This window comes from Janthinobacterium sp. SUN137, assembly GCF_030587265.1.
Taxonomy (GTDB): Bacteria; Pseudomonadota; Gammaproteobacteria; order Burkholderiales; family Burkholderiaceae_D; genus Janthinobacterium; species Janthinobacterium kumbetense.
Map to the genome: position 1 here is coordinate 52,780 of NZ_JAPWHZ010000007.1, position 26,383 is coordinate 79,162.

General features: G+C 61.6%; 29 protein-coding genes. 28 read left to right on the forward strand and 1 reads right to left on the reverse strand.

What is annotated here, in order from left to right; translation table 11 throughout:
- Positions 1–24: 24 nt before the first annotated feature.
- The 28 genes from O3298_RS28030 to tatC all read left to right on the forward strand — a co-directional run bounded on the left by O3298_RS28030 (position 25) and on the right by tatC (position 25,772).
- The gene (locus O3298_RS28030; protein ID WP_034753797.1) at positions 25–705 is read left to right on the forward strand and encodes a response regulator transcription factor; all 681 of its coding nucleotides are present in this window, start codon (positions 25–27) and stop codon (positions 703–705) included.
- A 155-nt stretch (positions 706–860) separates the two neighbouring features.
- Positions 861–1,568 (forward strand): transposase, encoded by a 708-nt coding sequence (locus tag O3298_RS28035; RefSeq protein WP_305061093.1) that lies wholly within the window; start codon positions 861–863, stop codon positions 1,566–1,568.
- A gap of 194 nt (positions 1,569–1,762) precedes the next feature.
- Positions 1,763–6,463, forward strand: a complete 4,701-nt coding sequence (locus tag O3298_RS28040) for a glutamate synthase-related protein (protein WP_099666074.1) — start codon at positions 1,763–1,765, stop codon at positions 6,461–6,463.
- Positions 6,464–6,542: 79 nt separating this feature from the next.
- Entirely contained in the window at positions 6,543–8,006 is a 1,464-nt protein-coding gene (locus O3298_RS28045; protein ID WP_070257787.1) for a glutamate synthase subunit beta, read from the forward strand.
- A 259-nt stretch (positions 8,007–8,265) separates the two neighbouring features.
- Positions 8,266–9,075 (forward strand): ABC transporter ATP-binding protein, encoded by an 810-nt coding sequence (locus tag O3298_RS28050; RefSeq protein ID WP_034753922.1) that lies wholly within the window; start codon positions 8,266–8,268, stop codon positions 9,073–9,075.
- Complete coding sequence (gene mlaE / locus O3298_RS28055; RefSeq protein WP_034780952.1) at positions 9,072–9,854, forward strand: lipid asymmetry maintenance ABC transporter permease subunit MlaE; 783 nt, start codon at positions 9,072–9,074, stop codon at positions 9,852–9,854. The genes O3298_RS28050 and mlaE overlap by 4 nt, the downstream gene beginning before the upstream one ends.
- 80 nt (positions 9,855–9,934) lie before the next feature.
- The gene (mlaD, locus tag O3298_RS28060) at positions 9,935–10,405 is read left to right on the forward strand and encodes an outer membrane lipid asymmetry maintenance protein MlaD (RefSeq protein WP_070346035.1); all 471 of its coding nucleotides are present in this window, start codon (positions 9,935–9,937) and stop codon (positions 10,403–10,405) included.
- Positions 10,402–11,286, forward strand: a complete 885-nt coding sequence (locus O3298_RS28065; RefSeq protein WP_077398231.1) for a VacJ family lipoprotein — start codon at positions 10,402–10,404, stop codon at positions 11,284–11,286. The genes mlaD and O3298_RS28065 overlap by 4 nt, the downstream gene beginning before the upstream one ends.
- Before the next feature lie 72 nt (positions 11,287–11,358).
- A complete protein-coding gene (locus O3298_RS28070; protein WP_305061094.1) occupies positions 11,359–11,994 on the forward strand; it encodes a phospholipid-binding protein MlaC in 636 nt (211 codons plus the stop codon).
- Between the two features lie 52 nt (positions 11,995–12,046).
- Positions 12,047–12,394 carry a lipid asymmetry maintenance protein MlaB gene (locus O3298_RS28075; protein WP_077398229.1) on the forward strand — a complete coding sequence of 116 codons (348 nt, stop codon included), beginning with the start codon at positions 12,047–12,049 and terminating at the stop codon, positions 12,392–12,394.
- A 210-nt stretch (positions 12,395–12,604) separates the two neighbouring features.
- The gene (locus O3298_RS28080) at positions 12,605–13,522 is read left to right on the forward strand and encodes an ABC transporter ATP-binding protein (RefSeq protein ID WP_077398228.1); all 918 of its coding nucleotides are present in this window, start codon (positions 12,605–12,607) and stop codon (positions 13,520–13,522) included.
- Entirely contained in the window at positions 13,519–14,280 is a 762-nt protein-coding gene (locus tag O3298_RS28085) for an ABC transporter permease (protein ID WP_251351539.1), read from the forward strand. Before O3298_RS28080 ends, O3298_RS28085 begins: the two co-directional genes overlap by 4 nt.
- 70 nt (positions 14,281–14,350) lie before the next feature.
- Positions 14,351–14,587, forward strand: coding sequence for a BolA family protein (locus O3298_RS28090; protein WP_010402134.1), 237 nt, complete (start codon positions 14,351–14,353; stop codon positions 14,585–14,587).
- A 4-nt stretch (positions 14,588–14,591) separates the two neighbouring features.
- The gene (gene murA, locus O3298_RS28095; RefSeq protein ID WP_305061095.1) at positions 14,592–15,842 is read left to right on the forward strand and encodes a UDP-N-acetylglucosamine 1-carboxyvinyltransferase; all 1,251 of its coding nucleotides are present in this window, start codon (positions 14,592–14,594) and stop codon (positions 15,840–15,842) included.
- Between the two features lie 12 nt (positions 15,843–15,854).
- Positions 15,855–16,523, forward strand: coding sequence for an ATP phosphoribosyltransferase (hisG, locus tag O3298_RS28100; protein ID WP_077398226.1), 669 nt, complete (start codon positions 15,855–15,857; stop codon positions 16,521–16,523).
- Between the two features lie 26 nt (positions 16,524–16,549).
- Positions 16,550–17,875: a histidinol dehydrogenase gene (gene hisD / locus O3298_RS28105; protein WP_077398225.1), complete on the forward strand. Its 1,326-nt coding sequence runs from the start codon at positions 16,550–16,552 to the stop codon at positions 17,873–17,875.
- Positions 17,872–18,837: a site-specific DNA-methyltransferase gene (locus tag O3298_RS28110; protein WP_369811641.1), complete on the forward strand. Its 966-nt coding sequence runs from the start codon at positions 17,872–17,874 to the stop codon at positions 18,835–18,837. The genes hisD and O3298_RS28110 overlap by 4 nt, the downstream gene beginning before the upstream one ends.
- Before the next feature lie 33 nt (positions 18,838–18,870).
- Positions 18,871–19,965, forward strand: coding sequence for a histidinol-phosphate transaminase (hisC, locus tag O3298_RS28115; RefSeq protein ID WP_305061096.1), 1,095 nt, complete (start codon positions 18,871–18,873; stop codon positions 19,963–19,965).
- A gap of 19 nt (positions 19,966–19,984) precedes the next feature.
- On the forward strand, positions 19,985–20,575 hold the full coding sequence (gene hisB, locus O3298_RS28120) for an imidazoleglycerol-phosphate dehydratase HisB (RefSeq protein ID WP_010402123.1): 591 nt from the start codon (positions 19,985–19,987) through the stop codon (positions 20,573–20,575).
- Positions 20,576–20,613: 38 nt separating this feature from the next.
- Positions 20,614–21,252 carry an imidazole glycerol phosphate synthase subunit HisH gene (gene hisH / locus O3298_RS28125; protein WP_099666081.1) on the forward strand — a complete coding sequence of 213 codons (639 nt, stop codon included), beginning with the start codon at positions 20,614–20,616 and terminating at the stop codon, positions 21,250–21,252.
- A 54-nt stretch (positions 21,253–21,306) separates the two neighbouring features.
- Positions 21,307–22,080 carry a 1-(5-phosphoribosyl)-5-[(5-phosphoribosylamino)methylideneamino]imidazole-4-carboxamide isomerase gene (gene hisA / locus O3298_RS28130; protein ID WP_070219639.1) on the forward strand — a complete coding sequence of 258 codons (774 nt, stop codon included), beginning with the start codon at positions 21,307–21,309 and terminating at the stop codon, positions 22,078–22,080.
- Between the two features lie 60 nt (positions 22,081–22,140).
- Entirely contained in the window at positions 22,141–22,902 is a 762-nt protein-coding gene (hisF, locus tag O3298_RS28135; RefSeq protein WP_099666082.1) for an imidazole glycerol phosphate synthase subunit HisF, read from the forward strand.
- A gap of 26 nt (positions 22,903–22,928) precedes the next feature.
- A complete protein-coding gene (gene hisI, locus O3298_RS28140; RefSeq protein WP_034753847.1) occupies positions 22,929–23,366 on the forward strand; it encodes a phosphoribosyl-AMP cyclohydrolase in 438 nt (145 codons plus the stop codon).
- Positions 23,363–23,734 carry a phosphoribosyl-ATP diphosphatase gene (locus O3298_RS28145; protein WP_034753849.1) on the forward strand — a complete coding sequence of 124 codons (372 nt, stop codon included), beginning with the start codon at positions 23,363–23,365 and terminating at the stop codon, positions 23,732–23,734. The genes hisI and O3298_RS28145 overlap by 4 nt, the downstream gene beginning before the upstream one ends.
- Before the next feature lie 15 nt (positions 23,735–23,749).
- Entirely contained in the window at positions 23,750–24,121 is a 372-nt protein-coding gene (locus tag O3298_RS28150; protein WP_305061097.1) for a histidine triad nucleotide-binding protein, read from the forward strand.
- Between the two features lie 80 nt (positions 24,122–24,201).
- On the forward strand, positions 24,202–24,438 hold the full coding sequence (tatA, locus tag O3298_RS28155; RefSeq protein ID WP_034780931.1) for a Sec-independent protein translocase subunit TatA: 237 nt from the start codon (positions 24,202–24,204) through the stop codon (positions 24,436–24,438).
- A gap of 48 nt (positions 24,439–24,486) precedes the next feature.
- Complete coding sequence (tatB, locus tag O3298_RS28160; RefSeq protein ID WP_305061098.1) at positions 24,487–25,020, forward strand: Sec-independent protein translocase protein TatB; 534 nt, start codon at positions 24,487–24,489, stop codon at positions 25,018–25,020.
- A complete protein-coding gene (gene tatC / locus O3298_RS28165) occupies positions 25,017–25,772 on the forward strand; it encodes a twin-arginine translocase subunit TatC (RefSeq protein WP_077398220.1) in 756 nt (251 codons plus the stop codon). Before tatB ends, tatC begins: the two co-directional genes overlap by 4 nt.
- An 84-nt stretch (positions 25,773–25,856) precedes the next feature.
- Here the strand turns inward: tatC and O3298_RS28170 are convergent, their stop codons facing one another.
- Positions 25,857–26,237 (reverse strand): hypothetical protein, encoded by a 381-nt coding sequence (locus O3298_RS28170; RefSeq protein WP_289919843.1) that lies wholly within the window; start codon positions 26,235–26,237, stop codon positions 25,857–25,859.
- Positions 26,238–26,383: the final 146 nt, after the last annotated feature.

The window sequence follows — 26,383 nt, forward strand, 5'->3', positions numbered from 1 at the left end:
CACTAACGGAAGAATGGCGTAGCAATGACGAAAATACTGATCGTCGAAGACAATCTCGACTACGCCGAAGACATGGCGGAGTTCCTCGTTGAGCTCGAACACGAAGTCCATATCACCAGCTCCGCTGGCGGTATGTGGACGGCGTTGAGCCATGGCAATGTCGGCGTGGTCGTACTGGACCTGGGTTTACCCGATGAAGACGGCTTCAACGTCATCCCCCGCATGCGTCAGCTGTATCCGCAAATCGGCGTGCTGGTGCTGACGGGGCGCGTCGCCTTCGACAGCCGCATCCTGGGCTTGCGCCTGGGCGCCGACCACTATCTGACCAAGCCGATCAAATTCCCCGAACTGGCGGCGCACATCGAAGCGCTCGACCGCCGCGTGGGGCCGCAAGATCCCGTACCCGAGCCTGGCAAGTGGACGTTGAAAGTAAGCGCTCGCCAACTTGAGTTGATGGGCGCCGTCATCGCCTTGACGGAAAAGGAATTCAACTTCCTGCACTTGCTCACCATCAATACCCGCCCCGTGCCGCGCGACGTCATCGTGGCCGGCATGGGCGGCGAAGATCCCGATGCGGGCCGCCGGGTCGACATGCTCGTGTATCGTTTGCGCAAGAAAGCCAAGACGGGCCTGGGCCAGGACTTGCCGCTGCGCAGCGCGTATGGCGAAGGCTACAGCCTGTCAGCCAGTTTCAACCTGTCCTGATGACCTTGTTGCGCCGCCCGCAAGTGGCCGGCGCAATAAAAGGGACAGAGTCAACCGCTTTTTTCCGCATTTCAAATAAAACAGGGTCAGAGTCGTGCCTTGCGCTCGCAAGTGTGTAAAATCAAGGCCTTAGCCTTCTTTTTACCGATTCTGCCATGGCCCGTTTGCCCCGCCTCATCATTCCAGCACTGCCCCATTATGTGATTCAGCGCGGCAGCAACCGCCAGCCCGTGTTCCAGGACGCGGCGGACTACGCGCAATTCCTGTCCTGGCTGAAAACGGGGGCGAAAATTTTCAAGGTGGCCATCCACGCCTATGTTTTATTGCCTGATCAGCTACATTTACTGGCTACGCCGGCCGATGCGACGGGCCTGGGACAGCTGATGCAGTGGCTGGGACGCTATTACGTGCCGTATTTCAACCAGAAATACGGCCGCGAAGGCGCCTTGTGGCAGGGACGCTACAAAACTTCCGTCATCGATCCCGACAATTTCTTCCTCACGTGCTGCCGCTACCTGGAATGCGTGCCCGTGCAAACGGGCTTGGCGGGCCAGGCGCTCGATTACAGCTGGTCCAGCTATGCCCACCATGCGGGCGTGCGTCCCGATCCCGTCATCACCGACCATGCGCTGTACTGGGCGCTGGGCAACACGCCGTTCGACCGCGAGGCGGCGTATCTGCGCCTGTTCGAGCAAGGCCTGGGCAGCAGCCAGGTGAAAGTGGTGGAACAGGCTGTATTGAAGGGCTGGCCGCTGGGTTCCGACGCTTTCAAGCAGGCGCTGGAGCAGAAAATGCAGCGGCAAGTGCTGCCTGCCAAGCGGGGCCGTCCCCGCAAAATCGTGGCCGACGCGGCCGCCAATTAAAAAGCATTCGCATTTAAAACAAAAAATGGTTCCTTTCCGCGCTTTTATTGAAATCCCTACGACTATGTCCCTATTAAATTTTTAGAGCGACAGAATCGAATTTAATTCAACTCCGACCCTAATTGTTGTAGTTGAGTTTTTTGTTGCGTTGCACTACTCTAGTTTTTCGATAGTCATATGCAGCGGAGAAGCCCATGAAAGCGCAAGGCCTGTACGACCCAGCCAATGAACACGATGCCTGCGGCGTCGGTTTCGTCGCCCATATCAAGGGCAACAAGACCCATTCGATCGTCGAACAGGGTTTGCTGATTCTGAAAAACCTCGATCACCGGGGCGCCGTGGGCGCCGATGCGCTGATGGGCGATGGCGCCGGCATCCTGATCCAGATTCCCGACCAGTATTACCGCGAAGAAATGGCCAAGCAGGGCGTGGAATTGCCGCCGCCTGGCGAATACGGCGTGGGCATGGTCTTCCTGCCGAAGGAACACGCATCGCGCATCGCGTGCGAACAGGAAATCGAACGCGCCGTGCGCATCGAGGGCCAGGTCGTGCTGGGCTGGCGCAACGTGCCCATCGATACGGACATGCCGATGTCGCCCACCGTGCGCGCCAAGGAACCGGTGATTCGCCAGATCTTCATCGGCCGCGGCCCGGACATCATGGTCACCGACGCGCTCGAGCGCAAACTGTATGTGATCCGCAAATCGTCGGGCCACGCCATCCAGGCCTTGAAACTGCTGCACGGCAAGGAATTCTTCGTGCCGTCGATGTCGGCCCGTACCATCGTGTATAAAGGCTTGCTGCTGGCCGACCAGGTGGGCGTGTATTACAAGGACTTGCAGGATGCGCGCTGCATCTCGGCCCTGGCCCTGGTGCACCAGCGTTTCTCGACGAATACCTTCCCCGAATGGCCGCTGGCCCACCCGTACCGCCTGATCGCCCATAACGGCGAGATCAACACGGTGAAAGGCAACTTCAACTGGATGCGCGCGCGCGAAGGCGTGATGAAGTCGGCCGTGCTGGGTGACGACCTGCAAAAGCTGTTCCCGCTGATCTATGAAGGCCAGTCCGACACGGCCTGCTTCGACAATGCGCTGGAACTGCTGCTGATGGCCGGCTATCCGATCGCCCAGGCGATGATGATGATGATTCCGGAAGCGTGGGAAAACCACACGACGATGGATGACAACCGCCGCGCCTTCTATGAATACCACGCGGCCATGATGGAACCGTGGGACGGCCCTGCCGCCATGGCGTTCACGGACGGCCGCCACATCGGCGGCACCCTGGACCGCAACGGCTTGCGTCCGGCCCGCTACATCGTCACGGACGACGACCTGGTGGTGATGGCGTCGGAATCGGGCGTGCTGCCGATTCCCGAGTCGAAGATCATCCAGAAATGGCGCTTGCAGCCTGGCAAGATGTTCTTGATCGACCTGGAAGCGGGCCGCATCATCGACGACCAGGAACTGAAAAACACCTACGCCAACGCCAAGCCATATAAAGCGTGGATCAACTCGGTGCGCATCAAGCTCGACGAGATCAAGCTGGCCGAAGGGCAGGCGAAACAGGACCGCGCCCAGGGCGAAAAAGAGCAGCCATCGTTGCTGGATCGCCAGCAGGCGTTCGGCTACACGCAGGAAGACTTGAAATTCCTCATGGCGCCTATGGCCGTGGCCGGCGAAGAGGCGACGGGCTCGATGGGCAATGACTCGCCGCTGGCCGTCATGTCGAACAAATTGAAGCCGCTGTATAACTACTTCAAGCAACTGTTCGCGCAAGTGACGAATCCGCCGATCGACCCGATCCGCGAAGCGATGGTGATGTCGCTCGTGTCCTTCATCGGCCCGAAACCGAACTTGCTCGATACCAACAACGTCAATCCGCCGATGCGCCTGGAAGTGGCGCAGCCCGTGCTGGGCTTTGACGACATGGCCCGCTTGCGCAACATCAGCGCCCACACGGGCGGCAAGTTCAAGTCGTACGAACTGGACATCTGCTACCCGCTGGCCTGGGGCAAGGAAGGCGTGGAAGCGTGCCTGGCCTCGCTGTGCGCGGAAGCCGTCGACGCCGTGAAATCCGGCCACAACATCCTGATCGTCTCGGACCGCGCCATTTGCGCCGACCAGGTGGCGATCCCCGCGCTGCTGGCCACCTCCACCGTGCACCAGCACCTGGTGAGCAAGGGCTTGCGCGCGTCCACCGGTCTCGTCGTGGAAACGGGCTCGGCCCGCGAAACCCACCACTTCGCCTTGCTCGCTGGCTATGGCGCGGAAGCCGTTCACCCGTATCTGGCCATGGAAACCCTGGTCGAGATGGCGCACGGCTTGCCGGGCGATTTGTCGGGCGACAAAGCCATCTACAACTACACCAAGGCAGTGGGCAAAGGCTTGATGAAAGTCATGTCGAAGATGGGCATTTCCACGTATATGTCGTACTGCGGCGCGCAAATTTTCGAAGCCATCGGCTTGAACAAGTCGCTGGTGGACAAATACTTCAAGGGCACGGCCTCGAACGTGGAAGGCATCGGCGTGTTTGAAGTGGCGGAAGAAGCGCTGCGCCTGCATGCGCTGGCCTTCGGCAACGATCCCGTGCTGGTGGACAAGCTCGACGCGGGCGGCGAATACGCATTCCGCGTGCGCGGCGAAGACCACATGTGGACGCCGGATGCGATTGCGAAATTGCAGCATTCCACGCGCAGCAACAATTTCTCCAGCTATAAAGAGTATGCGCAAATCATCAACGACCAGAGCCGTCGCCACCTGACCCTGCGCGGCCTGTTCGAATTCAAGCTCGACCCGACCAAGGCGATCCCGCTCGACGAAGTGGAACCGGCCAAGGAAATCGTCAAGCGCTTCGCCACGGGCGCCATGTCGCTCGGTTCCATCAGCACAGAAGCGCACGCGACCCTGGCCGTGGCCATGAACCGCATCGGCGGCAAGTCGAACACGGGCGAAGGCGGCGAAGATCCGAACCGCTACACACAGGAATTGAAGGGCATCCCGATCCGCCAGGGCGACACCATGGCGTCCGTCGTGGGCGCCGAGCAGATCGTCGTCGATATTCCGCTGCAGGAAGGCGATTCCATGCGTTCGCGCATCAAGCAGGTGGCGTCGGGACGCTTCGGCGTCACGGCTGCCTACCTGAACTCGGCCGACCAGATCCAGATCAAGATGGCCCAGGGCGCGAAACCGGGCGAAGGCGGCCAGTTGCCAGGCCATAAGGTGTCGGAATACATTGCCAGCCTGCGCTTTTCCGTGCCGGGCGTGGGCTTGATTTCGCCGCCGCCGCACCACGACATCTATTCGATCGAAGATCTGGCGCAGCTGATCCATGACTTGAAGAACGCCAACCCGCGCGCCTCGATCTCCGTGAAACTGGTGTCGGAAGTGGGCATCGGCACGGTGGCTGCCGGCGTGACCAAGGCGAAAGCCGACCACGTGGTCGTCGCCGGCCACGACGGCGGCACGGGCGCTTCCCCATTGTCGTCCGTGAAGCATGCGGGCACGCCGTGGGAGCTGGGTCTGGCTGAAACGCAACAAACGCTGGTCTTGAACGGCTTGCGCAGCCGCATCCGCGTGCAAGCCGACGGCCAGATGAAGACGGGCCGCGACGTGGTCATCGCCGCCCTGCTGGGGGCCGACGAGATCGGTTTCGCCACGGCGCCGCTGGTGGTCGAAGGCTGCATCATGATGCGCAAATGCCACTTGAATACGTGCCCGGTGGGCGTGGCCACGCAAGATCCGGTGCTGCGCGCCAAGTTCTCGGGCAAGCCCGAGTACGTCGTCAATTACTTCTTCTTCGTTGCCGAGGAAGCCCGTCAATTGATGGCGCAGCTGGGCATCCGCACGTATGACGAGCTGATCGGCCGCGTCGATCTGCTGGATAAATCGAAGGCGATTTCGCACTGGAAGGCGCAGGGGCTGGACTTCTCGGCCATCTTCTACAAGCCGGAAACCCCGGATGGCCAGGCCTGTCGCCACGTGGAATTCCAGGACCATGCGCTGGAAAAAGCGCTGGACCACAAGCTGATCGCGCAAGCGCGCGCGGCGCTGGAAAAGGGCGAGCGCGTCTCCTTCATCTCGCCCGTGCGCAACCTGAACCGCACGGTGGGCACCATGCTGTCCGGCGAAGTGGCGAAGAAATACGGCCATGCCGGCTTGCCGGACGACACCATCCACATCCAGCTGCAAGGCACGGCGGGCCAGTCGGCCTGCGCCTTCCTGGCGCACGGCATCACCATCGACCTGGTGGGCGAGGGCAACGATTACGTGGGTAAAGGTTTATCTGGCGGGCGCATCATCGTGCGGCCGAATACGGAATTCCGCGGCTGGGCGGTGGACAACATCATCATCGGCAACACGGTGCTGTACGGCGCCATTGCCGGCGAAGCCTTCTTCAATGGCGTGGCGGGCGAACGCTTTGCCGTGCGCAACTCGGGCGCCACCACGGTGGTCGAGGGCCTGGGCGACCATGGCTGCGAATACATGACGGGCGGCACGGTGGTGGTCCTGGGCAACACGGGACGCAACTTCGCGGCCGGCATGTCGGGCGGAATTGCCTACGTGTATGACCCGGCGGGCGACTTTGCCAGCAAGTGCAACACGGCCATGGTCAGCCTGGACAAGGTCGTGTCCGCGGCGGAACAGCATCTGGACCGCGACGCCTGGCATACGCAGCACCGCGATGGCGTGCCGGAAGCGGATGAAGTCATCCTCAAGCGCCTGATCGAGCGTCACTTCAAGCACACGGGCAGCACCCGCGCCCGCGTCTTGCTGGACGACTGGGCCGCGGCGCGCGGCAAGTTCGTGAAAGTCTTCCCGAACGAATACAAGCGTGCGTTGATTGAAATGGCTGCCGATGCCGCCATGGAAGTACAAGCCGTCGCCGCCTGAGCCAGCCAAGATCAATCGCATAGAGCAATGACAGGGAGCGGCCCGGCCGCTCCCAGCCAGCAAATACAAAGGAAACATCGTGGGTAAAATTACCGGCTTCATGGAATTCAAGCGCCAGGACGAACACTATCTGGAGCCTGCCGCGCGTCTGAAGAACTACAAGGAATTCGTGCTGCACCTGTCCGACGCGCAAGCGACCGTGCAAGGCGCGCGCTGCATGGATTGCGGCATTCCCTTCTGCACCACGGGTTGTCCCGTGAACAACATCATTCCCGACTGGAATGACCTGGTGTACCGCGGCGCCTATCGCGAAGCGCTCGATATCTTGCATTCGACCAACAACTTCCCGGAATTTACTGGCCGCATCTGCCCGGCGCCGTGCGAATCGGCCTGTACCCTGGGCATCCACGAAGATCCGGTCGGCATCAAGTCCATCGAGCACAAGATCATTGACATGGGCTGGGAGCACGGCTGGGTCACGCCGCAGCCTGCCGGTTTTAGTACCGGCAAGAAAGTGGCCATCGTCGGTTCCGGCCCTGCGGGCCTGGCGGCGGCGCAGCAGCTGGCGCGCGCCGGCCACGCCGTCACCGTGTTCGAGAAGAGCGACCGGGTCGGTGGTTTGTTGCGTTATGGCATCCCCGACTTCAAGATGGAAAAGTCGCACATCGACTTGCGCGTGAAACAGATGGAAGCCGAAGGCGTGGTCTTCCGCACCAGCGTACTGGTGGGCAAGGATTTCCCGGCCCACGTGAATAACTGGGCCAAGGAAACCATTTTCCCGGAAGACCTGGAAAAAGAATTCGACGCCGTCATCATGGCCGGCGGCGCCGAGCAGCCGCGCGACTTGCCCGTGCCGGGCCGCGAACTGAAAGGCGTGCATTTCGCCATGGATTTCCTGCCGCTGCAAAACAAGGTCAACGCGGGCGACAAGCTCAAGGACCAGATCAAGGCGACGGGCAAGCACGTGGTGGTGATCGGCGGTGGCGACACGGGTTCCGACTGCGTCGGCACGTCGAACCGCCATGGTGCCGCCTCGGTGGCCCAGTTCGAACTGATGCCGCAGCCGCCGGAACAGGAAAACAAGCCGCTGGTCTGGCCGTACTGGCCGACCAAGCTGCGCACCTCGTCCTCGCACGAGGAAGGCTGCGAGCGCGACTGGGCCGTGGCCACCAAGCGTTTCGAAGGCAAGGGCGGCAAGGTGGAAAAGCTGATCGCCTGCCGTGTCGAATGGAAAGACGGCAAGATGAGCGAAGTGCCGAACTCGGAATTCGAGATGAAGGCGGACCTGGTCTTCCTGGCCATGGGTTTTGTTTCCCCAGTACAACAGGTGCTGGAAGCGTTCGGCGTCGACACGGATGCGCGCGGCAATGTCAAGGCGACAACAGACGGCGCCGGCTGCTACCAGACCTCGGTGGCCAAGGTGTTTGCCGCCGGCGACATGCGCCGTGGCCAGTCGCTGGTGGTGTGGGCCATCCGCGAAGGGCGCCAGTGCGCGCGCGCCGTCGATGAGTTCCTGATGGGGGCTTCCCTGCTGCCGCGCTAATTAACGAGCAATTGTTCGTTTTTTGCCAGGGCCACGGCGCGGAATGCGGCGTGGCCCTTGTTATTTTTACTTGTCAAGTCAACAGCTGTGAACATCGCCGGACAGGGACGCGATGTGCGGGCCAAATTTCCACTACAATATCTGACTTTCGATTCATTAGTGTTGTATTCTTCCCCTTTACGGGGCTGTCCCGAGGGGTGTCTCAGCAGAGGTTGGCGTTTCTGCACTACAATACGCCATTAAAATAGTGAGCTTCGTCGTGCCAAATCTTGTTGAGATCCGTGATTTACACTTTGCCTATGGAGAACGTTCGATTTTATCGGGCCTTCAAATGGATTTCCCACGTGGAAAAGTTGTGGCCGTCATGGGTGGCTCCGGCAGTGGCAAGACGACCGTATTGCGCCTGATCGGCGGGCAGCTGCGCCCCAGTTCCGGCTCCGTGAATGTCGACGGCCAGATCGTGCATACGCTGGGAACCGACGAGCTGTATCAGCTGCGCCGCAAGATGGGCATGCTGTTCCAGCACGGCGCCCTGTTTACAGACTTGACGGCGTTCGAGAACGTGGCGTTCCCCCTGCGCGAACACACGGATTTGAATGAAGAGCTGATCCGCACCCTGGTGCTGATGAAGCTGCACGCCGTCGGCTTGCGCAATGCGGCGCAATTGAAGCCGGCCGAGATCTCGGGCGGCATGGGCCGCCGCGTCGCGCTGGCGCGCGCCATCGCGCTCGACCCCGAACTGATCATGTATGACGAGCCGTTCGCCGGCCTGGACCCGATTTCCATGGGCGTGACGGCGAATTTGATCCGCAATCTGAACGATGCGCTGGGTTCCACGTCTATCCTGGTATCGCACGATGTGAAGGAGTGTTTCGCCATCGCTGATTATGTTTATTTTCTGTCATCGGGCAAGATTGTGGCGCACGGCACGCCGGCCGAGATGGCAGTGTCGACGCATCCGTACGTCAAGCAGTTCGTCAATGCCGAGGCCGATGGCCCCGTACCGTTCCATTACCCGGGCAAGTCGCTGGCCGACGACCTGGGCTTGCAGGCGGGGGGCGGCCGATGATCGCGCGTTTCCTGGCGGCGATCGGAGCATGGTTGCGCAATTCGGTACAAGACCTCGGCTTTGCCGTGCGTTCGTTTTTCATCATCATCGCCTCGTCGGGCGGCCTGTGGCGCCGTCCGCGCTTGGTGATCGAGCAACTATTTTTTATCGGTAACCGCTCGCTGGTGATTACCGCCGTCTCCGGCCTGTTTGTCGGCATGGTGCTGGGTTTGCAAGGCTATTACACCCTGACCACGTATGGCGCCGAGCAGTCGCTGGGCTTGCTGGTGGCGCTGTCGCTGACGCGCGAACTGGGCCCGGTCGTCACGGCGCTGCTGTTTGCCGGCCGCGCCGGCACCTCGCTGACGGCGGAAATCGGCCTGATGAAGGCGGGCGAGCAATTGTCGGCCATGGAAATGATGGCCGTGAACCCGATCCAGCGCGTGCTGGCGCCCCGTTTCTGGGCCGGCGTGATCGCCATGCCTATCCTGGGCGCCATCTTCACGGCCGTCGGCATCATCGGCAGCTACCTGGTCGGCGTGGTGCTGATCGGCGTCGATGAAGGCTCGTTCTGGTCGCAGATGCAGGGCGGCGTGGATGTATGGAAAGAAGTGGGCAATGGCACCATCAAGAGCCTGGTGTTCGGTATTGCGGTGACCTTCATCGCGCTGTTCCAGGGGTACCAGGCACAGCCGACGCCGGAAGACGTGTCCGGCGCCACCACGCGCACGGTGGTCATTTCATCGTTGATGGTGTGGTGGCTCGATTTCATGATGACGGCGTTGATGTTTAGCAAGTAATTGCCAATCAGCGACAAAACAGCGGGCCTGGGCAAGATGTTGCGCAGGCGGCAGCAAGTAAAAATTATTTAGGATTGTTTATGCAACGTAAATCTTTGGATGTCTGGGTCGGCTTGTTCGTCTTGCTGGGTGTGGCGGCATTGATGTTTCTGGCGCTCAAGGCCGGCAATATGAGCTCGCTGTCTTTCAGCAAGACATATACCATTAGTGCCAAGTTCGACAATATTGGCGGCCTCAAGCCGCAGGCGCCCGTCAAGGGCGCTGGCGTGGTGGTGGGGCGCGTGGCGGAAATCCGCTTTGACGACAAGACGTATCAGGCGCTGGTGAAACTCGACATCGAAGATGGCTACAAATTTCCGAAAGACAGCTCGGCCAAGATTTTGACGGCCGGTTTGCTGGGTGAGCAATATATCGGCCTGGAAGCAGGCGGCGATCTGGCGAACCTGGCGGAGGGCGACAAGATCGCCCGTACTCAATCGGCCACAGTGCTGGAAGACCTGATCAATCAGTTCATCTACAGCAAGGCAGCGGAAGGAAAGGACAGCAAATGAGCGAGTCGACCAAACAATCCCAAGGCAGCCTGGCGCGTATCGGCCTGGCCCTGGCCATCGCCGCCAGCGTGAGCGCTTGCGCCACCGGCACCAATCCGCGCGACCCGCTCGAGGGTTACAACCGCGCCATGTTCAAGTTCAACGATACCGTCGACCAGGTGGCCCTGAAACCGGTCGCCACGGCTTACAAGACCGTCACGCCATCGTTCGTGCAAACGGGCGTGGGCAATTTCTTCGGCAACTTGTCCGATGTGTGGAGCGCCGTGAACAACTTGCTGCAAGGCAAGGGTGAGGCGGGCTTGCAAGACGTCGTGCGCGTCAGCATGAACTCGACCTTCGGCATCTTCGGCCTGATCGACATCGCGTCGCAGGCGGGCATTCCGAAGCATAACGAAGACTTTGGCCAGACCCTGGGCTGGTATGGCGTTCAGCCTGGTCCATACGTGATGCTGCCGCTGCTGGGCCCATCGACCGTGCGCGACACGGTGGCCCTGCCGCTCGATATCACGGGCGACCCATGGCGCTACAAGGATCCTGTCTCGGTGCGCAATATCGGCACGGTGACGCGCGTGGTCGACAAGCGCGCCGCGCTGCTCGACGCGACCAACCTGATGGAAGCGGCCGCGCTGGACCGTTATGAATTCATCCGCGATGGCTTCCTGCAGGCGCGCGAAAGCAAGGTTTTCGATGGCGATACGGACCGCCGCGACCGCAAAGTGCCAAAAAACGACACCAGCGATTACGAGCCGGCCTATGAGGCGCAACCGCAGCCTGTCCCAGCGGAAACGCCGCCTGCGACGGCCGCGGCCGATGTGGCGCCGGCGGACCTCGTAACATCTGGTAGCAATACCGTGGCTTCCCAGGCTAGGCCTCAGGAGTAAACTGCGGTAAAGAAACACCACGGCTGCGATCGACGCCAGCCGGTGCATAGCAACACCATGAAAGGTAGAACCATGAAATTGATGAAACAACTGCTGGCGATGGCCACCATCGCCTTTGCCACCGCCGCCCAGGCCGCTCCCGCCGTGGAAGCGCCGGACGTCTTGGTCAAACGCATCAGCCAGGACGTGATCGAGACGGCCAAGAACGACAAGGCCATCCAGGCTGGCGATATCAAGCGCGTCACCGAATTGGTGGAAAGCAAGATCCTGCCGTACGTGGATTTCCAGCGCATGACGGCCCTGGCCGCCGGCCGCTTCTGGCGCGACGCCACGCCGGACCAGCAAAAACAGCTGTCCAGCGAATTCCGTACCCTGCTGATCTACACGTATTCGGGCGCCTTGTCGCAGATCAAGAACGAAACCGTGGAATTCAAGCCGCTGCGCGCCGACCCGGCCGACACGGAAGTGGAAGTGCGTTCGCAGGTGAACGTGGCGCGCGGCGAACCCGTGCCCCTGAACTACCGCGTGGCGAAAACCGCTACCGGCTGGAAGATCTATGACATCAACGTGCTGGGCGCGTGGCTGGTGGAAACGTACAAAAGCAGCTTCGCCAGCGAGATCAGCAAGGGCGGCATCGATGGCCTGATCAAGACCTTGCAGGCAAAAAACAAGGCCCTGGCCAGCCGTCCCGCTGCCAAAGCCAAATAATCGGCTATCATATAGCTCCTGACCCAGCTCCAGACCAGCGCAGCCCGACGCCATGCCCGACTCTCTCGACACCTTGCAGTCCCTGACTTCCCTGACCGTGCACAATGCCACTTCGGCATTGGAGCAGGGTCTGGACGCCATCCGCTCGGGTCAGACGAAGTTTGACTTGCGCAACGTCAAGGCCGTCGATTCGGCAGCCGTCTCCGTCATGCTGACGTGGCAGCGCGCCGCGCAGGATGCCGGCGGCGTGCTGGAGCTGAAAAACCTGCCGGACAACCTGAAAAACCTCACCAAGCTGTATGGCGTCTGCTCGCTCGTTTCGAGCACGTTGACGACCGACGACTGCGCCAGCGCCGGCGGCCACGCCGAACGCAGCCCGTCCGACCTGCATCATCATTGATCCTGTCCCACTCCCCGCATCAGCAGTAGCTTTCAAGCCGGCAGGCCAGCAGCGCCGTCGGATTGATCTCCAAGTGTTCCACGAAGTTTCCAACTATAATTGACTGTTGCGCCACCCTCTGCGGAAGGGGCGCCCTGCACCGGCCAGCCGGCCTGCATTGCACCGGCAACTGGCGCATCACACCAGACGCATTACACTTGAAACAAGCACATGACCGCAATTCAAATAACGAATGTAGAAAAGAGCTATAAATCGCTCAAGGCGCTGGGCGGCGTGTCGCTGGCCATCGAAGAAGGCGAGTTTTTCGGCCTGCTCGGCCCGAACGGCGCCGGCAAGACCACCCTCATTTCCATCATCGCCGGCCTGATACGCCCCGACGCGGGCACCGTCAAGATCCATGGCCACGATGTCGTCACGGACTTCCGCAATGCGCGCCGCAACCTGGGTGTGGTGCCGCAGGAGCTGGTATTCGACCCGTTTTTCACGGTGCGCGAAACCCTGCGCCTGCAGTCCGGCTATTTCGGCTTGCCGAACAACGACAAGTGGATCGACGAGGTCATGGAAAACCTCGACCTGACCGGCAAGGCCGACACGAATATGCGCGCCCTGTCCGGCGGCATGAAGCGCCGCGTGCTCGTGGCCCAGGCGCTGGTGCACAAGCCGCCCGTCATCGTGCTCGATGAGCCGACGGCCGGCGTCGACGTGGAATTGCGCCAGACGCTGTGGAAGTTCATCTCGCGCCTGAACCGCGAAGGCGGCCACACGGTCGTGCTGACCACGCACTACCTGGAAGAGGCGCAAGCCATGTGCCAGCGCGTGGCCATGCTGAAAACCGGCAAGGTGGTGGCGCTCGACACCATGTCGGCCCTGATCCGCCGCATCGCCGGCTCGCAGCTGCAGCTGCACCTCAAGAATGGCAGCCTGCCGGCCGACTTGCAGCACCTGGTGCTGCACCCGGAAGAACAACAGGCGCCGAACAAGTTCAGCCTGCGCGTCAACGAATACAGCGAAGTCGAAAAAATCCTCGCCCGCCTGCGCGAAGCGGGCGCCGAGATCGATGAAATGCAATTGCAACAAGCCGACCTGGAAGATATCTTCTTGCAGATCATGGATAAAGGTACCGTATGATTTCGACAGGATTTCGCACCCTCGTCTACAAAGAGACGCTGCGCTTCTGGAAAGTGGCGACGCAAACCGTGGCCGCGCCCGTGCTCACGTCGATGCTGTACCTGCTGGTGTTCGGCCATGTGCTCGACGGCCGCGTGGAGCCGAGCCCCGGCGTCAGCTACACGGCCTTCCTGATTCCCGGCCTGGTGATGATGAGCGTGCTGCAAAACGCGTTCGCCAATTCCTCGTCCTCGCTGATCCAATCCAAGATCACGGGCAACCTCGTGTTCGTGCTGCTCACGCCTTTGTCGCACTGGGAAATCTTCTCGGCGTATGTACTCGCTTCCGTCGCGCGCGGCCTGGCCGTGGGCTTTGGCGTGTTTGCCATCACTTGCTGGTTCGCCGACCTGTCGTTCGTCGCGCCGCTGTGGATCGTCGTCTTCGCCTTTTTGGGCGCCGCCATGCTGGGCACCATGGGCTTGATCGCCGGCATCTGGGCCGAGAAATTCGACCAGCTGGCCGCCTTCCAGAACTTCCTGATCATGCCGGCCACCTTCTTGTCGGGCGTGTTCTATTCGATCCACTCGCTACCGCCGTTCTGGCAGACGGTATCGCATCTGAACCCCTTCTTTTACATGATCGACGGTTTCCGCTACGGCTTCTTCGGCGTGTCCGACGTCAGCCCGTGGCTCAGCGTGTCCATCGTCGCCGGCTTCCTCGTGATCCTGGCGCTGGCGTCGATCCGCCTGCTGAAGAGCGGCTATCGTTTGCGACATTGATTACGACACTCATTGCGCCGTTGATTGCGGCACATCACATCACTACATTATTCAATATCAAGGACTTATCGTGACCACCACTCCAGAACTGATCCACGGCTATCTGTCGGCCGGCCTCGAATGCACGCACCTCGAAGTGGAGGGCGATGGCCAGCACTTCCAGGCCGTGATCGTTTCGCCCGCGTTTGCCGGCAAGCGCCTGATCGCCCGCCACCAGATCGTCTACGCGGCGCTGGGCGACCGCATGCGCGAAGAAATCCACGCGCTGTCGATGAAAACCCTGACACCTGAAGAATTCCAAGGATAAGCACATGGACAAGCTCCTCATCAACGGCGGCAACCGCCTGAACGGCGACATCGCCATCTCCGGCGCGAAAAACGCCGCCCTGCCCATCCTGTGCGCCGGCCTGCTGACCGCGGGCGACCTGGACCTGACGAACGTGCCGCACCTGCACGACGTGGCCACCATGTTGAAGCTGCTGGGCCAGACGGGCCTGAAAGTGCAGCAGGACGGCGACCGCGTCGTTCTCAACGGCAGCGCCATCGACACGCTGGAAGCGCCGTATGAACTGGTGAAAACCATGCGCGCCTCGATCCTCGTGCTGGGCCCCCTGCTGGCGCGCTTCGGCGAAGCCAAGGTCTCGCTGCCGGGCGGCTGCGCCATCGGTTCGCGCCCCGTCGACCAGCACATCAAGGGCCTCGAAGCGCTGGGCGCCGAGATCCGCATCGAAGCGGGCTACATCTACGCCAAGTGCGCCAAGCTGAAAGGCGCGCGCATCGTCACCGACATGATCACCGTCACCGGCACCGAGAACCTGCTGATGGCAGCGACCCTGGCCGAAGGCGAGACCATCCTGGAAAACGCCGCCTGCGAACCGGAAGTGACCGACCTGGCCCACCTGCTGGTGGCCATGGGCGCGAAGATCGACGGCATCGGCACCAGCCGCCTGGTGATCCAGGGCGTCGATGCCCTGCACGGCGCTTCGCACGCGGTGATCGCCGACCGTATCGAAACGGGTACCTTCCTGTGCGCCGTGGCGGCCACCGGCGGCGATATCACCCTGCGCAACGTGCGCACCGATATCCTCGACGCGGCGCTCGACAAGCTGCGCGCCATGGGCCTGACGATGACCTTCGGCACCGACTGGATCCGCGCCGAGATGTCGGCCCGTCCGAACCCCGTCAGCTTCCGCACCACGGAATACCCGGGCTTCCCGACCGACATGCAGGCGCAGTTCATGGCCGTCAACACCATCGCGAATGGCGCCAGCCGCGTCACCGAGACGATCTTCGAGAACCGCTTCATGCACGTGCAGGAAATGAACCGCCTGGGCGCCGACATCACCATCGAGGGCAACACGGCCATCATCGCCGGCGTCAAGCAGCTGCGCGGCGCGCCCGTGATGGCGACCGACCTGCGCGCCTCGGCGTCGCTGGTGATCGCGGCCCTGGCCGCCGATGGCGAAACCCTGATCGATCGCATCTATCACCTCGACCGCGGCTACGACCGCATGGAAGTGAAATTGTCGGCCGTCGGCGCGAACATCGTACGCATTAAATAACAAGGAACGAGCATGAACGGATCGAACACGGGCGACAATTCGCAGCTGATACTGGCGCTCTCGAAAGGCCGCATTTTTGAGGACACCATGCCGCTGCTGGAAGCGGCCGGCATCAAGGTGCTGGAAAACCCGGAGACCTCGCGCAAGCTGATTTTGGCCACCAACGATCCGAACGTGCGCGTCATCATCGTGCGCGCCAGCGACGTGCCGACCTACGTGCAGTACGGCGCGGCCGATTTCGGCGTGGCGGGCAAAGACGTCTTGCTGGAACACGGCGGCGAAGGCCTGTACCAGCCGATCGACCTGAATATCGCCTCTTGCCGCATGTCGGTGGCGGTGCAGGCCGGCTTCGACTACGAAAAGGCCGTGCACCAGGGCGCGCGATTGCGCGTGGCCACCAAGTTCGTGCACACGGCGCGCGAGCATTTCGCCGCCAAGGGCGTGCACGTCGACCTGATCAAGCTGTATGGCTCGATGGAGCTGGCGCCCTTGGTGGGCCTGTCGGACGCCATCGTCGACCTGGTCAGCACGGGCAGTACTTTGCGCGCGAACAACCTCGTCGAGGTCGAGCACATCATGGAAATTTCGTCGCGCCTGGTGGTCAACCAGGCTGCGCTCAAGCTCAAGCGCGAGCGCTTGCAGCCGATCATCGAGGCGTTTGAACGCGCTTCGCAAGCCTAGATACCTTCAGTAGCAGAAAGCCGATTATGCCGATACAGATACGCAAGCTCGATTCAAGCCAGGATGGTTTCCAACAATCGCTCGATACGCTGCTGGCGTTCGAGGCGGGCACCGATGCAGCGATTGAAACGTCGGTCGCAAAAATCCTGGCCGATGTGAAAACGCGCGGCGATGCCGCCGTACTGGAATACACCAACCGTTTCGACCGCATCCCGCATGGCGGCGCGGCGGAAATGGCGGCGTTTGATATTTCGCAAGCCGAATTGCAGGCAGCCTTGAACGGCTTGCCGTCGGCCCAGCGCGAGGCGCTGCAGATCGCCGCGCAGCGCATCCGCGCCTTCCACGAACGCCAGCGCGAGGAATTGCGTGGCTTTACCTACACCGAGCCCGATGGCACGGTGCTGGGCCAGAAGATCACGCCGCTGGACCGGGTCGGCATCTACGTCCCGGGCGGCAAGGCCGCCTACCCGTCGTCCGTGCTGATGAACGCCATTCCCGCGCACGTGGCGGGCGTGGGCGAAATCATCATGGTCGTGCCGACGCCCGATGGCGTGAAAAACCAGATGGTGCTGGCCGCCGCCGCGATTGCCGGCGTGACGCGCGTGATCACCATCGGCGGCGCACAAGCCGTCGGCGCGCTGGCCTACGGCACGCAGACGATTGCCGCCGTGGACAAGATCGTCGGTCCCGGCAACGCCTACGTGGCTGCCGCCAAGCGCCGCGTGTTCGGCATCGTCGGCATCGACATGATCGCCGGACCGTCGGAAATCCTCGTGCTGTGCGACGGCACGACGGACCCCGACTGGGTCGCGATGGACCTGTTTTCGCAGGCCGAGCACGACGAGCTGGCGCAAGCGATCCTGCTGTGCCCCGACGCGGACTACATCGCGCAAGTCGAGGAGAGCATCGCCAAGCTGCTGCCGACGATGCCGCGCCAGGCCACCATCAGCACGTCGCTGGCCGACCGCGGCGCGCTGATCAAGGTGCGCAGCATGGCAGAAGCGTGCGAGATCGCCAATGCCATCGCCGCGGAACACCTGGAAATCTCGGCGGAAAACCCGCAGCAGTGGGCCGAGCAGATCCGCCACGCGGGCGCCATGTTCCTGGGCCGCTTTTCGTCCGAATCGCTGGGCGACTATTGCTGCGGCCCCAATCACGTGCTGCCGACCTCGCGCACGGCGCGCTTTTCGTCGCCGCTGGGCGTGTACGACTTCCAGAAGCGCTCGTCCATCATCCACGTCAGTGAAGCGGGCGCGCAAACCCTGGGCCGCGTCGCCGCCACCCTGGCGTATGGCGAAGGCTTGCAGGCGCACGCGCGCAGCGCCGAATTGCGTCTGAAGCCGCAGCCATGACGAATATGGCGGAGCAGCCGGACTGGGTCAACCGGGTCTATTGCGAAGATGCGCTGGCGGGGCTGGCGCGCATTCCCGATGGCTCGGTGGACCTGATCCTGACGGATCCGCCGTACAACCTGGGCAAGGATTACGGCAATGCGTCGGACCAGCAGTCGGTGGCCGACTACCTGCGCTGGACGGAACAGTGGATCGACGCGGCGCTGCCCAAGCTGAAAGCCAACGGCAGCCTGTATATCTTCCTCACCTGGCGCTATTCGCCGGAGATCTTCGTCATGCTGAAACAGCGCATGGCGATGATGAATGAAATCATCTGGGACCGCCGCGTGCCGTCCATGGGCGGCAGCGTGCGCAGCTTTTCATCGGTGCACGACACCATCGGCTTCTTCGTCAAGCGCAAGGATTACTACTTCGACCTTGACGCGGTGCGCATCGCCTACGACGCGGCCACCAAGAAAGCCCGTTCGCGCTCGATCTTCATCGGCGCCAAATGGCTGGAAGTGGGCTACAACCCGAAAGACTTGTGGAGCGTGTCGCGCCTGCACAAGGAACACCCGGAACGGGCCGACCACCCGACGCAAAAGCCGCTCGAAATCATCGAGCGCATGCTCAAGGCTTCGTGCCCGCCCGGCGGCGTGGTGCTCGACCTGTTCATGGGCAGCGGCACCACGGCCCTGGCGGCGAAGCGCTGCGGGCGCGATTTCGTCGGCTTTGAGCTGAATCCCGATTACTGCGCCATCATCGAACAGCGATTGGCGGCGCTGGCGCAGGAGCTGGCCGAACCGGCCGCGCCGCAGGCGGAAAAGAAGAAGGCGCCGGCCAAGCGCCGCGCCGCCGCCGTACCCAAGGCCGCCAAGGCGGCCAGTAAAAAACCGGCTGCCGTGAAAAAACCGCCCGCCGCGAAAAAAGCGCCGGCCCGCAAGGCGCGCAGCGCCGCCGTGCCGGAAGACGTCGTCATTTAGTCTCCATTTAATTCCATCAGGAGTGTTTGCAGCATGTCTTTCCTCGATCAGTTAATCAGCAACACCGTGCGGTCCGATGTGCGGGCCGTCAAAAGCTATCAGGTAGCCGATGCCAGCGGTTACATCAAACTCGATGCGATGGAAAACCCGTATCCGCTGCCGCCGCAGCTGCGCGAAGAGCTGGGCGCGCGCCTGGCCGGCGTGGCGCTGAACCGCTATCCGCCGTCGTACGCCAGCCTGCAGGCGGCCATCTGCGCCAAGCTGGGCGTGCCCGCCGGCTTCGACGTCATGCTGGGCAATGGCTCCGATGAGCTCATTTCCATCCTGGCCATGGCGTGCGCGCATCAGGAGCCGGGCAAGCGCGCCGTGCTGCTGGCGCCCGTGCCGGCCTTCGTCATGTATGCGCGCTCGGCGCAGTTCGCCGGTATGGATTTCGTCGGCGTGCCCCTGCAGGCCGACTTCAGCCTGGATATGCCGGCCATGCTGGCGGCCATCGAACAGCACCGCCCGGCGCTGGTATTCCTCGCCTATCCGAACAACCCGACGGGCAACCTGTTTGCCAGCGCCGACATCGAACGCATCCTGGCCGCCCTGGGCGACACGGGCATCGCCGTCGTCGACGAAGCCTATGAACCGTTCGCGCAGCACAGCTTCATGGGCCGCCTGCCCGAGTTCGAGAATCTGGTGGTGATGCGCACCGTGTCGAAACTGGGCCTGGCCGGCATCCGCCTCGGCTACATGTCGGCCGCGCCGGCCCTGCTGGCGCAATTTGAAAAAGTGCGCCCGCCGTATAACGTGAATGTGCTGACGCAGGCGGCGGCCGAATTCGCGCTCGAACACCTCGACGTGTTGAATGCCCAGGCGGATCTGCTCAACAGCGCGCGCGATACGCTGGCGCTGCGCCTGGCGGAGCTGCCGGGCGTGACCGTGTTTCCCTCGAAGGCAAATTTTCTTCTGATTCGTGTGGCTGATTCCGACGATGTTTGCGCAAAACTGCTTGCCCGCAGGGTTTTAATTAAAAATATGAGTAAAATGCATGCTGCGCTGGCCAATTGCCTGCGCATCAGCGTCAGCACCCCGGAAGAGAATTCCCTTTTTTACGATGCCTTCAAGGCATCCCTCGTTTAGCCTATCGCCAGAGCCTCCCATGAACCGCACCGCAGAAATCACGCGCAACACCAATGAGACGCAAGTTCGCGTCGCCCTCAACCTCGATGGCACGGGCCAGCAAAAGCTCAATACCGGCGTGCCCTTCCTCGACCATATGCTGGACCAGATCGCCCGTCACGGCTTGATCGACCTGGATATCGAAGCGACGGGCGACGTGCATATCGATAACCACCATACGGTGGAAGACGTGGGCATCACCCTGGGCATGGCCGTGGCCAAGGCCATCGGCGACAAGAAGGGCATCCGCCGCTACGGCCATGCGTATGTGCCGCTGGACGAGGCGCTGTCGCGCGTGGTGCTCGATTTTTCGGGCCGCCCGGGCATCGAATACCACATCCCGTTTACGCGCGCCATGATCGCCGGCTTCGATGTCGACCTGACCCTGGAATTTTTCCGCGGCTTCGTCAACCATGCGGGCGTGACATTGCATATCGACAACTTGCGCGGTACGAATGCCCACCATCAATGCGAAACCGTGTTCAAGGCCTTTGGCCGCGCGCTGCGCATGGCTGCCGAGCTCGACGAGCGCGCGGCCGGCATCATTCCATCGACCAAGGGCAGCCTGTAAACGCCGCTCTCGCTATATTGTAGATTCCGGGATCAAACATGAATAAAATTGTGGTGGTGGATTACGGCATGGGCAACCTGCGCTCGGTAGCGCAGGCCCTGCGCGCCGTGGCGCCGGAAGCCGACGTGCGCATTTCCGGATTGGCGCAAGACATCGACAGCGCCGACCGCATCGTCTTGCCGGGCCAGGGCGCCATGCCCGACTGCATGCGCAGCCTGCGCGAATCGGGCGTGCTCGAAGCGCTGCTGCGCGCCGCCGACAGCAAGCCCGTGCTGGGCGTGTGCATCGGCGAGCAAATGTTGTTCGACGGCAGCGAAGAGGGCGATGCGGCCGGTTTGGGCTTGCTGCCAGGCAAAGTCGTGCGCTTCCAGCTCGACGGCCAGGTGCAGGAAGACGGCTCGCGCTTCAAGGTGCCGCAAATGGGCTGGAACCAAGTGCGGCAAACGGCGTCCCATGTCATGTGGGATGGTATCGCCGACAACGCCTATTTTTACTTTGTGCACAGCTATTTTGCTCAACCTCAAGAAGCGGCGCACACGGTGGGCGAGACTGTCTATGGCGCGCCGTTTGCTTGTGCCGTCGCCCGTGATAATATTTTCGCGACACAGTTTCACCCTGAAAAAAGCGCTGCCGCTGGCTTGCAGCTGTACAAGAACTTCGTTCACTGGCAACCTTAACGTTAGCTATCCGGCTTTTTTTCCGCCTCTCACTCACTCTAAATCACACTGACCATGCTGCTCATTCCCGCCATCGACCTGAAAGACGGTCACTGCGTACGCCTGAAACAAGGCGATATGGAACTTGCCACCGTATTTTCCGAAGACCCGGCCGAGATGGCCCGCCATTGGCTGATGCAAGGCGCGCGCCGGCTGCACCTGGTCGACCTGAACGGCGCCTTTGCCGGCAAGCCGAAGAACGAAGGCGCCGTGAAAGCCATCCTGAAGGCCGTGCAAGATTTCGCCGTGGAAAATGACATCGAGGAAATCCCCGTGCAGCTGGGCGGCGGCATCCGCGACCTCGACACCATCGAGCGCTACCTCGACGCCGGCATCACCTACATCATCATCGGCACGGCGGCCGTGAAAAGCCCCGGCTTCCTGCACGACGCCTGCGGCGCCTTCCCGGGCCACATCATCGTCGGCCTCGATGCCAAAGATGGCAAAGTGGCAACGGATGGCTGGAGCAAGATGTCGGGCCACGAAGTGATCGACCTGGCGAAAAAATTCGAAGCCTACGGCGTCGAATCGATCATCTACACGGACATCGGCCGCGACGGCATGATGGGCGGCATCAATATCGAGGCCACCGTCAAGCTGGCGCAAGCCGTCAAGATCCCCGTCATCGCTTCAGGCGGCCTGCACAATATCGGCGACGTGGAAGCGCTGTGCGCGGTCCAGGCCGAAGGCATCGAAGGCGTGATCTGCGGCCGTTCCATCTATGAAGGCACGATCGACCTGGCGCAGGCGCAGGAACGCGCCGACGAACTGACCGACGCCGCCGTTTAAGCCAGCCCGGCCGGGGTGTGCGCGTGCACGCCCTGGCCTGGCGACAATCTGGATACCATCATGCTTGCAAAACGTATCATCCCCTGCCTGGACGTGACCAATGGCCGCGTTGTCAAAGGCGTCAATTTCACGGAATTGCGCGACGCCGGCGACCCGGTGGAAATTGCCCGCCGCTATGACGAGCAGGGCGCCGATGAAATCACTTTCCTCGACATTACCGCCTCGAGCGATAACCGCGGCCTGATCTTCGACATCATCGAAGCCGTGGCGTCGCAAGTGTTCATTCCGCTGACCGTGGGCGGCGGCGTGCGCGTGGTGGAAGACGTGCGCCGGCTGCTCAACGCGGGCGCCGACAAGGTCAGCATCAACACCTCGGCCGTGACGAATCCCCAGCTCGTGTACGAGGCGTCGCAAAAGCACGGCTCGCAATGCATCGTCGTCGCCATCGACGCCAAGCAGGTGTCGCCCGGCAAGTGGGAAGTGTTTACCCATGGCGGACGCACCGCCACGGGCCTGGACGCCTTTGACTGGGCGCGTAAAATGGAAAGCCTGGGCGCCGGCGAAATCTTGCTCACCAGCATGGACCGCGACGGCACCAAGGTGGGCTTCGATCTGGGCCTGACGCGCGGCGTGTCCGACGCCGTCAGCATCCCCGTCATCGCTTCGGGCGGCGTGGGCGGCTTGCAAGACCTGGTCGATGGCATCAAGGTGGGCCGCGCGGACGCCGTGTTGGCCGCCAGCATCTTCCACTATGGCCAGCACACGGTGCAGGAAGCCAAGCAGTTCATGGCGCAGCAGGGCATTCCCATGCGCCTGGCGTAAATAAAATAGTACCCAGGATACAGAACATGCAAAACGGAACCATCGTAGCAAGCAATGCCAAGTGGCTGAAAAAGGTCAAATGGGACGAGCACGGCCTGGTGCCCGTGATCGCGCAGGAAGCGGGCAGCAATGACGTGCTGATGTTCGCCTGGATGAACCGCGACGCGCTGGCGCGCACGGTGGAGCTGGGCGAAGCCGTGTACTGGAGCCGTTCGCGCAAGAAACTGTGGCACAAGGGCGAAGAGTCCGGCCACACGCAAAAGGTGCTGGAAATCCGCCTCGATTGCGATGAAGACGTGGTCTTGCTGAAAATCGAGCAAGCCGGCGGCATCGCTTGCCATACGGGCCGCCATTCGTGCTTCTTCCAGAAATTCGAAGGCGACGAAAAAACGGGCGAATGGCAAGTCACCGACCCCGTCCTGAAAGACCCTGAGACGATTTACGCGGAAAGCAAGAGCAAATGAGTGAAACGTTAAAACGCCTGGCCGCCGTGATCGAATCGCGCAAGCTGGCCAACGGCGGCGACCCCGCCACCTCCTATGTCGCGCGCCTGTTTGCCAAGGGCGATGACGCCATCCTGAAAAAAATCGGCGAAGAAGCGACGGAAACGGTGATGGCCGCCAAGGATGCGCGCCGCGACAACGACCCGTCGAAGGTCTTGTACGAATGCGCCGACCTGTGGTTTCACAGTCTGGTGATGCTGGCGCAGTTCGATCTGACGCCGCAGCAGGTGCTCGACGAGCTGGCGCGCCGCGAAGGGTTGTCCGGCCTGGAAGAAAAGGCGGCACGCAAGGATGAGCTGCGCGACGCCGGCGAAACAGACAAACACTGACCTACTGGAGCGTGCGTGGATAACTGTATTTTTTGCAAGATTGCTGCAAAGAAAATTCCTTCGACCATCGTGTATGAAGACGAGGACTTGCTGGCCTTCAAGGACATCAACCCGGCCGCCCCCGTGCATCTGCTGTTGATCCCGAAGCGCCACGTGGCCAGCCTGTCCGATTGTGACGATAGCCATACGGAGATGCTGGGCAAGCTGCTGCGTCTGGCGCCGAAGCTTGCTGCCGAGTTCGGCTGCGCCGTCACGTATGACGCCGATGGCACGCCTGCCGGGGGCTTCAAGACCATGATCAACAGCGGTCCGAACGGCGGGCAAGAGGTGTATCACCTGCACATGCATGTGTACGGCGGTCCCCGCCCCTGGCGCGGTCAACACTGATTTCGCTGCGCGCCGGGTTCGCGTGTATACTACCGGCATTGGTCGACGCTATTCGGGCACCGTCCCGCAAGGAGAATGTGATGGGTTCATTGAGTATTTGGCACTGGGTGATCGTTCTGGTCATTGTGATGCTGGTCTTCGGCACCAAGAAACTGGGCAATATCGGCGGTGATATCGGCAAGGCCGTCAAAGGCTTCAAGGATGGCGTCAAGGGCGAAGATGACGCCCCGGCAGCCAATACCCCTCCTGCTGCGCCATCGCAAGTGGCCGACAAAAGCACCATCGACGTCGAAACGAAAGAGAAAAGCAAGTTCTGATAGCGTGGCGGGGCGCTTGCCTCGTCCGGTAACAGCACTTGTCCGCTTATGATCGATCTCGGTCTCTCTAAAATCGCCATCATCGGCGTGGTTGCGTTGATAGTCATCGGCCCTGAAAAGTTGCCGAGAGTGGCACGCATGGCCGGTACCCTGTATGGCCGCGCGCAACGCTATCTGAACCAGGTGAAATCCGAAGTCTCGCGCGAAATTGAAATGGAAGAGCTGAAAAACCTGCAGAAGGAAGTGCAGGATGCGGCCCATTCCGTCAAGCAAAGCGTGGAGAAATCCATGCATGGCGTGGAAAACTCGATCTCCGGCAACCTGGCCGAGGTGGAAAACGCCTGGCGCGGCGATGCCAGTGCGTATGAGGGGCAGCACGATGCCCATGAAGCCATGCTGCGCGCCACCAACGATGACCTGGCCCGCAAGGCGCGCGAATTCCGCCGCAAGAAGCTGGTGCGCAATTCCGCCATTCCTGGCTGGTACAAGCAGCGCCATGGCGGCAAGCTGCACGTGCAGTCGGCAGCTGCCCGCGTGGCGCGCTTTCGTCCGCGCGCCAGTTCCTCCTCCTTTTACTCATGAGTAGCAAATCTCCGGTGGAAGAAACCTTTATCTCGCATCTGGTCGAGCTGCGCAACCGCCTGGTCAAGGCCTCGATCGGTATCGCCGTCGTCTGCGCCGTGCTGTTTTACTGGCCCGGGCCTTCGCATATCTACGATTTTATTGCGGCGCCGATGATCGCCTCGCTGCCGGCCGGCTCGAAAATGATCGCCACCGGCGTTATTTCGCCGTTCCTGGTGCCGATGAAAGTGACCCTGGTGATCGCCTTCATCGTCGCCTTGCCCTGGGTGCTGTATCAGATGTGGGCTTTCATCGCCCCCGGCCTGTACACGCATGAAAAGCGCCTGATCGCGCCGCTGGTCATCTCATCGTCCCTGCTGTTCATGGCCGGCGTGGCCTTCTGCTATTTCTTTGTGTTTGGCCGCGTCTTCCACTTCATCAGCGATTTTTCGCCCTCGTCGATCGCCGTCACGCCCGATATCGAAAACTACCTCGATTTCGTCATGTCGATGTGCCTGGCCTTTGGCGCCACCTTCGAAGTGCCCGTGGTGGTGGTGATCCTCGTGCGCATGGGCTTGGTTACTATCGCGAAACTCAAGGAAGTGCGTCCCTACATCATCGTCGGCGCCTTCGTGATTGCCGCCATCGTCACGCCGCCGGACGTGGTCAGCCAGTTCTCGCTGGCCATCCCGATGTGCCTGCTGTTCGAGCTGGGCCTGCTGGTGGCGCCCATCTTCGTCAGGGCCACCCAGGCGCCGGAAGAGGCGTCCTAGACGGCCCGCAACGCGTGCCGATACGAGCCGCTGGCCTTCTTCGGGAGCCGCGGCTTTTTTATCGCCAAGAAAGTTAGTGGGTGCTTACTGCAGCATCAGTTTGCTGAGGATGCCCAGGTTGAGCAGGATCAGGGTGCTCATCATCCAGTATACGTGTTTCATGTCGGCGCCATGGCGCAAGTCCATGCGTTCCAGGCGGGCGTCGAATTTTTGCTCCAGTGCATCTATTCTGGTATCGAATTTCAGTTCCAGCGCATCCACTCTGGTATCGACCTTTTGCGCCACCAGCTTGATTTCCCCCAGCAGATTGCGCTCCAGCGCCGCCAGTTCGCCATGCACGACCACGGCCGAGCCCAGTACTTCACCCAGTGCCGTCGCATGCGCTTCCGCCTGCTGGGTGGGCACGCCGGCCGAGGCGAGGCGTTTGGCGTAATCGAGGGTGTCGAACTGGATGGGCATATGCATGGACGCTCCTGTATCCAGCCTAGCAGGAAAATCGGCAATTGCCAGTGAGGAGTGCGGTGGCGCCTGCCTTCCCATGAGCTTAATGGACCGGCGCGCCAGTGGTTTGCGGCGGCGCAAACGCATGCAAAAAGGGCGCCGCGGCGCCC